Below are 9,227 nucleotides of genomic sequence, written 5' to 3' on the forward strand. Positions count from 1 at the left end.
CCGGCGCGCGGCCGGCTTGCAGTGTGCCCGGTCAGGGTGTTCAGGCGGCGGTGACCGGGATCTTGCCGATTCTGCCCTGCCATTCCCGTGGTCCCGTATTGTGCACCGAGGTGCCGCTCGAATCGACGGCCACGGTGACCGGCATGTCCTTGACCTCGAACTCGTAGATGGCCTCCATGCCAAGATCGGCAAATCCGGCAACCCTGGCCGCCTTGATCCCTTTGGCGACCAGATACGCAGCGCCGCCGACGGCCATCAGATACGCCGATTTGTGCTTTCTGATCGCCTCGATCGCGCTTGGGCCGCGTTCGGCCTTGCCGACCATCGAGATCAGGCCCGTCTGCGCGAGCATCATTTCGGTGAACTTGTCCATCCGCGTCGCCGTCGTCGGCCCGGCCGGGCCGACGACTTCGTCGCCGACCGGATCGACCGGGCCAACGTAGTAGATCACCCGGTTGGTGAAGTCGACCGGCAATGGCTCGCCCTTGGCGAGCATGTCCTGGATGCGTTTGTGCGCGGCATCGCGACCGGTCAGCATCTTGCCGTTGAGCAACAGCGTCTGGCCCGGTTTCCAGGCCGCGACTTCGGCCGGCGTCAGCGTGTCGAGATTGACCCGCGTCGAGGTCTCGGTGTTCGGCGTCCAGTTAACCTTCGGCCACTGATCGAGGTCCGGCGGGGTCAGCGTTGCCGGTCCGGAACCGTCAAGATGGAAGTGCGCATGCCGGGTCGCCGCACAGTTGGGAATCATCGCCACCGGCAGGCTGGCAGCGTGCGTCGGGTAGTCGAGGATCTTGACGTCGAGGACGGTCGTCAGGCCGCCGAGGCCTTGGGCGCCGATCCCCAGGGCATTGACCTTTTCGTAGAGTTCGAGGCGGAGTTCCTCGACGCGATTGCTGGCGCCGCGGGCGATCAGTTCATGGATGTCGACCGGTGCCATCAGCGACTCCTTGGCCAGCAGCATGGCTTTTTCCGGCGTGCCACCGATGCCGATACCGAGGATTCCGGGCGGGCACCAGCCGGCGCCCATCGTCGGGACGGTCTTCAGGACCCAATCGACGATCGAGTCGGACGGGTTGAGCGCGTAGAACTTGGACTTGTTTTCGGAGCCGCCGCCCTTTGCCGCACAGATCACTTCCAGGTGGTCACCGGGGACGACTTCGTAATGCACCACGGCAGGGGTGTTGTCGCGCGAGTTCTTGCGCGCACCGGCGGGATCGAGAAGCACCGAAGCGCGCAGCGTGTTGTCGGGGTTGTTGTAGGCCCGCCGTACGCCCTCGTTGCACATTTCCTGGATCGACAGCTTGGCGTCCCATCTGAGATCCATGCCCACCTTGAGGAAGATCACTGCGATGCCGGTGTCCTGGCAGATCGGCCGATGGCCTTCGGCGCACATCCGACTGTTGGTCAGGATCTGGGCGATGGCATCCTTGGCCGCCGGGCTCTGCTCGCGCTCGTAAGCGGCGCCGAGCGCCTTGATGTAGTCCAGGGGGTGATAGTAGCTGATGTACTGAAAGGCATCGGCGACGCTCTGGATGAAGTCTTCCTGCTTGATGGGTGTCATTTCAGGGTCTCTCTCGTGAGTGGCGGGGATCGATTACCCTACCCGCCGCGGGTGTTTGTCAGTGGCGCGCAGCGTGCTGCGCCTTGCTCATCGCCAGCGTCTGGCTCATTATTCGATCGACCCAGACCATGGCCAGGGCCGAACCCAGGAAGACGGCATGGATGATGACCTGCCACTTGATCGTGTGTTCGCTCATGTTTTCCGCGTTGATGAAGGTCTTCAACAGGTGGATCGAGGAAATGCCGATGATCGCCGTCGATAACTTGATCTTGAGTACCCCGGCATTGACGTGCGATAGCCATTCCGGCTGGTCGGGGTGGCCGTCGAGATGGAGCCGGGAAACGAAGGTTTCGTAACCGCCGATGATCACCATGATCAGCAGGTTGGCGATCATCACCACGTCGATCAGGCCAAGGACGACGAGCATCACCTCGGTTTCGTTGATCTGCTTGCCGCTGAAAAAGAGATTGCCGATCAGATGCGACAGCTCGACCATGAACAGGTAGACATAGACGCCCTGGGCGATGATCAGGCCGAGATAGAGCGGCGCCTGCAGCCAGCGGCTCCAGAAGATGAACATCTCGAGTTTGTCTACGGTGGGTTTCAGAGAGGGCATTTATTCACGGTTTCAGAGGTTCGGGAGGACAGATTCTAGCACCAAAGAAACGCCGATCCGGGGCGCACGGCGGGCCTCGGCGTAAGTGGTGTGTAAGATTGGCAGCGTTTAATCTTCGGCAGCTGGCCTGCCAGCAGGCGCTACTACCGGGTGAGTGTCGGCCGTTGGCGACGAACAGGGGGTCCACCCGGTTCTCCTCCGCTTTTGTCGGCACCGCATTGCATCAACTTCTTGTTACCTCTACCAATACCGCACAGGAGATGGCACATGTCACAGAGCGAAGCCTTAACGTTTATTGACCCCTCCGCCGAGTTTGTCAAACAGGCGACGATTTCCGGCATGGACGCTTACAAGGCCCTGTGCGCCGAGGCAGAAAAGGATTACAGCGGTTTCTGGGCGCGGCTGGCCCGCGAACACGTTAGCTGGAAGACGCCGTTCACGCAGGTGCTCGACGAGTCCAACGCGCCGTTTTTCAAGTGGTTTGCCGATGGCACCTTGAACGCTTCGTATAACTGCCTCGACCGCAACGTGGAAGCCGGCCTCGGCGACAAGGTGGCGATCGTCTTCGAAGCCGACGACGGCGAGGTCAAACGGGTCACCTACAAGCAGCTGCTGGCGCAAGTCAGCCAGTTCGCCAACGGCCTGCGTGCGCGCGGCATCAAGAAGGGCGATCGCGTCGTCATCTACATGTCGATGGGTATTGAAGGTATCGTCGCCATGCAGGCCTGTGCGCGTATCGGGGCCATCCACTCGGTGGTTTTTGGCGGCTTCTCTTCACAGTCGGTGCGTGACCGGATCAACGACGCCGGCGCGGTGGCGGTGATTACCGCCGACGAGCAGTGCCGCGGCGGCAAGAAAATTCCGCTCAAGCCGGCGGTGGACGAGGGGATTGCGCTGGGTGGCTGCGAGTCGATCAAGAACGTCATCGTTTTCCAGCGCACCGGTGGCACCTGCAACATGGTCGCCGATCGCGACGTCTGGTGGCACGATGTGGTCGCCGGCCAGTCGGAAGTCTGCGAACCCGAATGGGTCGGTGCCGAGCACCCGCTCTTCCTGCTGTATACCTCGGGATCGACCGGCAAGCCGAAGGGTGTCCAGCACTCGACCGGCGGGTACCTGCTGCACGCCATCGTGACCATGAAGTGGACGTTCGACATCAAGCCCGACGACCTCTTCTGGTGCACCGCAGACATCGGCTGGGTGACGGGTCACACCTATATCACTTACGGACCGCTGGCCTGCGGAGCGACCGAAGTGGTCTTCGAAGGGATTCCGACCTACCCGGATGCCGGTCGTTTCTGGAAAATGATCCAGGACCACAAGGTCAACATCTTCTACACGGCGCCGACGGCGATCCGCTCGCTGGTCAAGGCGGCCGACGTCAATCCGGCGGTTGCCCCGACGCAGTACGACCTCTCGTCGCTGCGCCTGCTGGGTACGGTTGGCGAACCGATCAACCCCGCTGCCTGGCAGTGGTACTACGACAGCGTTGGTGGCGGTCGCTGCCCGATCGTCGATACCTTCTGGCAGACCGAAACCGGTGGTCACATGATCACGCCATTGCCAGGCGTGACGCCGATGGTGCCCGGTTCGTGCACTCTGCCCTTCCCCGGCATCCAGGCGGCTGTCGTCGACGAGACGGGTACCGAACTCGACTGGGGCAAGGGCGGCCTGCTGGTCGTCAAGCGTCCGTGGCCGGCAATGATCCGCAACATCTGGGGCGACCCAGAGCGTTTCAAGAAGTCGTACTACCCGGATGATTTCAACGGCAAGCTGTATCTCGCCGGCGACGGTTCGATTCGCGACGTCAATACCGGCTACTTCACGATCACCGGTCGTATCGACGACGTGCTGAACGTTTCAGGGCACCGCATGGGAACCATGGAAATCGAGTCAGCTCTGGTTTCGCACCCGATGGTCGCCGAAGCCGCAGTGGTTGGCCGCCCCGATGACCTGACCGGCGAAGCGATCTGTGCCTTTGTCGTCCTGAAAGGCGCACGGCCAACCGGCGATGCGGCCAAGAAGATGATCAAGGAATTGCAGGATCATGTCGGTCGCGAGATAGGTCCGATCGCCAAACCGAAGGACCTGCGCTTCGGCGAGAACCTGCCAAAAACCCGTTCCGGCAAGATCATGCGCCGTCTGCTGCGCTCGCTGGCCAAGGGGGAGACCGTCGCACAGGACACTTCAACGCTTGAGAACCCGGCAATTCTCGACCAGTTGAGGGGCTGAACCAGCGACAGCGCGCGCCTACGTGCGACGGCGACGGCGAGCCGGATGATCGGCTCGCCGTCGCCGTCCCCGTGAGCGGCTTTTCCTGCCTGATTGCCGCGTCCGGGAAGTGTCCAGGTGCTGCCTGGCATGATCTGAGCGGGCGTCGTTTTTCGGGCCGGCACGGCGCGTGCCGGCCTGTTCATGTGCATCGAGCGAGGAGCCCGGATGAGCAACGAGGCGACTGAACTGCTGGTCTCCGCGTGCATCCAGTCATTGCAGGCTTACCCGCCGTTTGATCGGATGGAAGCCGAGGCGCTGCGCTTTCTCGCGCTGCGCGTGAAGCTCGCCCACTACCCGAAAGGCGCGCGGATTCTGGCCAAAGAGACGGGGGTGGCACGGACGCTGCACATTGTGCAGCGTGGCCGGGTGGACGTCGTGCGTGGTGGAGGCGAGCGCAAGCTGGAGTCGTCGTCGGTCAGGCTGGGTCCCGGGCAGAGCTTTTCGATTGGCGCGCTCATGGCGCAGCGTGAAACGGTCGGCGCCTACGTTGCCCACGACGACGTCTTCTGCTACGAACTCGCCGCCGACGACTTCTTCGCCCTGACTCAGAAGAGCACGGTGTTCAATCTCTTCTGTACGCAGTATATCGCGGGCTTGCTCAGACAATCGCAGCAGCAGTTGCAGCTGCAGCTTGCCCAGCGTGCGGCCGAGCAGAAGACGATGAACTCGCCCCTATCGATGGTCGTTGTCCGCGAGCCGGTGGCCGTGGCGCTGGACACGAGCGTGCGCCGGGTGGTCGAGCTGATGGCCGGCCAGCACCTCGGCTCGATGGTCGTGGTGGACGCCGAGCGACGGCCCGTCGGTATCTTTACCCTCTCGGATATCCTCAAGCGCATCGTCCTCCCCGGAGCTTCGCTCGAGCAGGCGATTGCTGCGGTGATGTCGCCGGCGCCACAGACTTTGCCGCTGGCGGCAAATGCTCACGATGCGGCACTGGTGATGGCCATGCACCGCGTCCGCCACGTTCTTGCCGTGGACGAAGGAGGGCGCTTGCGGGGCGTCGTTTCGGAGCGTGATCTTTTCAAGCTGCAAGGTGCCGGCTTGCGCCAGATTCGACACTCGATCGATGCCGCGAGTAGTGTCGCGGTGCTGCAGCACGCTCGTGAGGACGTTCGCCAGCTGGCACTGACGATGCTCTCGGAGGGCGTCGGCGCCCAGGAGATCACCCAGTTCATCTCGACACTCAACGACGCGGTGACGCGCCGGGTGATCGAACTCAATCTTGATGGCGACGATTTCTACGGCATCGACTGGGCGTGGCTGGCGTTCGGTTCGGAGGGGCGCGACGAACAGACGTTTACCACCGATCAGGATAACGGAATTGTTTTCATCTGCACCGACATCATGGACCGCGAGCAGACGCAACTGCGCTTTCTCGACTTCGCCCGAGCGGTCAATGATGACCTCGACAAGTGCGGTTTCCCGCTCTGCAAGGGCAATATCATGGCCAGCAACCCCGAGCTGTGCCTGACGCTCGAGGAATGGGAAGAGAAGTTTTCCCATTGGGTGCGCACGCCGGAACCGCTGGCCTTGCTGAATGCGACGATCTTCTTCGATTTCCGCCCCCTCTACGGCCGCTTCAATCTGGCGCACCGGATGCGTCTTTCTCTCCTTCGCATGACGCAGGGCAATCCGCTGTTCCTGCGCATGCTGGCCCAGAACGCGCTCGAGGTCGCGCCACCGCTTGGCCGTATCCGCGACTTCGTGACCGGCGACGACCCCGAGCATCCGGGAACCATCGACCTCAAGAAGTACGGCGTGCGTCTGTTTACCGACGCCGCACGCCTTTTCGCTCTGGCCAATCAGGTCGAGGCGACGAACACCGTGGCTCGTCTGAAGCGGGCGTGCAGCCTGATGAAGATTTCCTCGGACGAGGTGGCGGCAATCGTCGATGGCTTCAATTTCATTCAGATGCTGCGTTTGCGGCACCAGCATTTCGAGCAGGAGCACGGACGCAGCGGCGACAATCTGATCAGGCCTGACGAGTTGAACGAGATTGAGAGGCATATCCTCAAAGAGTCTTTCCGGCAGGCGCGCAGGCTGCAGTCGCGTCTGAAGCTCGATTATCAAATGTGACCATGGTGTGGCTAGCGAAACTATTTGCCGGTCACGACGCTCGGGCTGTGCCTTTGACGAGCGAGGTGCAGGAGCGGCTTTCCGCCTGGCGGAAGCTGCCCGCGCCTGATCTAACGCGCTCGCACTATCGCAGCCGCTACGTGCTCATCGACATCTCGATCGCCGGCTCCGACTGGAAGGGCGGTCCCCTCGGTTCGATCGGTGCCCTGGCGCTGGTCGATGGCCTGATTGATTTCCAGGATGCCTTGCACCTGGCGATGGTGCACCCGGCGGCGGACGCCGGGCAATCGCTTGCCGAGCCGCCGCCGGCGACTCCGATCAGCGGCGAGCAACGCCGCGCCGCGCTGCTCTCCTTGCTGGGCTTCGTCGGCAAGGCCCCGCTGGTTGCGTACCACGCTTCGTTCGTCGCCCGGCGGATCGAACGCGCTCTCGCCGAGGCGCTCGACGTCGAGCTCAAGCTGCCGTGGATCGATCTGGCGTGGGTCATGGCCGGTCTGTTTGGTGAGTTGGGCGAGAAGTCGGCGCAAATGGACGCCTGGTTGGAGCACTTCGGTATCGATAGTGTCCAGCGGCACAACCCGGTTTCGGACGCTTACGCCACGGCGCAGCTTCTGCAACTGACCCTGGCGCGTGCCGCGCACAAGGGCTTCGAGACCCCGGCCAGCCTCATCGAGATCGAAAAGGCACGCCGCCATCTTTACCAGAGTGGCTAGGCGAGCTCTGCGATGGCCGACTACACTACCGTCCCGCTACGCCGCTACTACGCCTTCTACACCGCGGGCTTTTTCATTTTCATCCTCATTCTGGCGTTCCTCGAGCGGCACGGACTGCCACCGCGCTGGATCGGCTATTCCTTTCTCTTTCTGACCATTTTTCTTTACGCGACGATCGGCATCCTGGCGCGCACGGCCAGCGTTTCCGAGTACTACGTCGCCGGCAGGCGAGTCCCCGCGGTGTTCAACGGCATGGCGACCGGAGCCGACTGGATGAGCGCGGCGTCGTTCATGGGCCTCGCCGGTACACTCTACCTGTCGGGTTATCAGGGCCTGGCCTACGTGATGGGCTGGACCGGAGGCTACGTTCTGGTCGCCTTGCTGCTGGCGCCTTATCTACGGCGCTTCGGGCAGTACACCATCCCTGATTTTCTTGCTGCCCGCTATGGCGGCAATCCGGCGCGATTGGTCGGCGTCTTCGCGACCGTCCTGGCGTCCTTCGTTTATGTCGTCGCACAGATCTACGGAGTTGGGCTGATAACCAGCCGCTTCGTCGGGCTGCAGTTCGAGATCGGGGTCTTTGTCGGCCTGGCCGGTATCCTGGTGTGCTCGTTTCTCGGCGGCATGCGCGCGGTGACCTGGACGCAGGTGGCTCAGTACGCCATCCTGATCGTCGCCTATCTGGTTCCGGTAACCATCCTCTCCTACCAGGTCACCGGCATTCCGGTGCCGCAGCTGACCTATGGCCATGTGCTGCAGAAGGTGCAGGTCCTTGAAGAAAGGATCTTCGATGAACCCGCCGAGATTGAAGGACGGCGCATCTTCCGCGAACGTGCCGATGGCTACTTGGAGCGCATCCAGGCCTTGCCCGGGTCTCTCGACGAAGAGAGGCTGCGCTTGTTCGAGCAGATCAACGATCTGAAAAGCAACAACGCGCAGATGCGCGAAGTCGTGGCCGTCGAGCGCGAACGCCGCGAGTTGCCGAAGAGCAGCGAGGCGGCCCGAATCTACTGGGACAAACTGATGCGCGAAGCAGCGCAACGTGGGGCCGATCCCGAGCACCACCTGACTCCCTTTCCGTCGGGTGGCGAGGAGGTGAGCAATACGGCGCGTCTCAATTTTCTCAGTCTGGTGTTTTGCCTGATGGTCGGTACGGCGGCTCTGCCGCACGTGCTGATGCGTTACTACACCACTCCCAGCGTCCGCGAGGCACGCACTTCGGTCTTCTGGTCCTTGCTGTTCATTCTGGCGCTCTACCTGACGGCGCCGGCGTACGCAGCGTTTGCCAAGTACGAGATCTACTCGACGCTCATTGGTTCGTCGATCGCGCAGTTGCCGGTCTGGGTCAGTGCCTGGGGAAAGATTGGTCTGGTCTCGATCGAGGACGTCAACGGTGACGGAATTCTCCAACTCGTCGAGCTGGCGCTCAATCCGGACGTGATTCTGCTGGCGACGCCGGAAATCGCCGGTTTGCCATATGTCATTTCCGGCCTGGTCGCTGCCGGCGCCCTGGCTGCCGCCCTGTCTACGGCCGACGGCCTGCTGCTGACCATCGCCAGTGCCTTGTCGCACGACGTCTATTACAAGGTCTATCGTCCCGATGCGACCACGCAATGGCGGCTGGTGGTTTCGAAAACGCTGCTGCTGGTGGTCGCCGTGTTCGCAGCCACGGTGGCGTCGCAGAAGCCGGCGACGATTCTATCGATGGTGGCGTGGGCCTTCTCGCTGGCTGGCGCCGCGTTCTTTCCGGCGCTGATTCTTGGCGTCTTCTGGAAAAGGGCCAATGCGGCGGGCGCAGTGACTGGCATGGTCATCGGTCTGCTGGTGACCCTCTATTACATGGTTCGTGTCCAGGTGGATGCCATCCCCTGGCTTGGCATTCAGGGAATCGGTATGGATCCGTGGTGGGGAATCGAGTCGACATCGGCCGGGGTGTGGGGCGTTGCCGCCGGGTTCCTGACGATTATCGTGGTCAGTCTGTGTGGCC

General features: G+C 62.3%; 6 protein-coding genes. 4 read left to right on the forward strand and 2 right to left on the reverse strand.

The window, feature by feature from the left end:
• Positions 1 to 40 precede the first annotated feature (40 nt).
• Positions 41 to 1,561, reverse strand: a complete 1,521-nt coding sequence (locus tag QZ613_RS02020; RefSeq protein ID WP_043564114.1) for a fumarate hydratase — start codon at positions 1,559 to 1,561, stop codon at positions 41 to 43.
• 58 nt (positions 1,562 to 1,619) lie between these two features.
• Positions 1,620 to 2,177 carry a TIGR00645 family protein gene (locus QZ613_RS02025; protein ID WP_043564112.1) on the reverse strand — a complete coding sequence of 186 codons (558 nt, stop codon included), beginning with the start codon at positions 2,175 to 2,177 and terminating at the stop codon, positions 1,620 to 1,622.
• Between the two features lie 267 nt (positions 2,178 to 2,444).
• On the opposite strand from QZ613_RS02025, the gene acs reads away from it, so the two are divergent.
• The 4 genes from acs to QZ613_RS02045 form a co-directional block, all read left to right on the forward strand.
• The gene (acs, locus tag QZ613_RS02030) at positions 2,445 to 4,409 is read left to right on the forward strand and encodes an acetate--CoA ligase (protein WP_043564111.1); all 1,965 of its coding nucleotides are present in this window, start codon (positions 2,445 to 2,447) and stop codon (positions 4,407 to 4,409) included.
• A gap of 207 nt (positions 4,410 to 4,616) precedes the next feature.
• Positions 4,617 to 6,527 carry a DUF294 nucleotidyltransferase-like domain-containing protein gene (locus QZ613_RS02035; protein ID WP_043564109.1) on the forward strand — a complete coding sequence of 637 codons (1,911 nt, stop codon included), beginning with the start codon at positions 4,617 to 4,619 and terminating at the stop codon, positions 6,525 to 6,527.
• Positions 6,528 to 6,574: 47 nt separating this feature from the next.
• Positions 6,575 to 7,240: a hypothetical protein gene (locus QZ613_RS02040; RefSeq protein WP_291903795.1), complete on the forward strand. Its 666-nt coding sequence runs from the start codon at positions 6,575 to 6,577 to the stop codon at positions 7,238 to 7,240.
• Positions 7,241 to 7,252: 12 nt separating this feature from the next.
• Positions 7,253 to 9,227 (forward strand): sodium:solute symporter family protein (locus QZ613_RS02045; protein WP_291981342.1); only part of this gene is annotated, 1,975 nt, incomplete at its 3' end.

It is taken from the genome of Candidatus Accumulibacter sp. ACC005, from assembly GCF_907163215.1.
Classification (GTDB): Bacteria; Pseudomonadota; Gammaproteobacteria; order Burkholderiales; family Rhodocyclaceae; genus Accumulibacter; species Accumulibacter regalis.

Coding starts and splice junctions, on each gene's coding strand:
- QZ613_RS02025 (WP_043564112.1), bottom strand. CDS start 2,177: ATGCCCTCTCTGAAACCCACCGTAGACAAACTCGAGATGTTCATCTTC.
- QZ613_RS02035 (WP_043564109.1), top strand. CDS start 4,617: ATGAGCAACGAGGCGACTGAACTGCTGGTCTCCGCGTGCATCCAGTCA.
- QZ613_RS02020 (WP_043564114.1), bottom strand. CDS start 1,561: ATGACACCCATCAAGCAGGAAGACTTCATCCAGAGCGTCGCCGATGCC.
- acs (WP_043564111.1), top strand. CDS start 2,445: ATGTCACAGAGCGAAGCCTTAACGTTTATTGACCCCTCCGCCGAGTTT.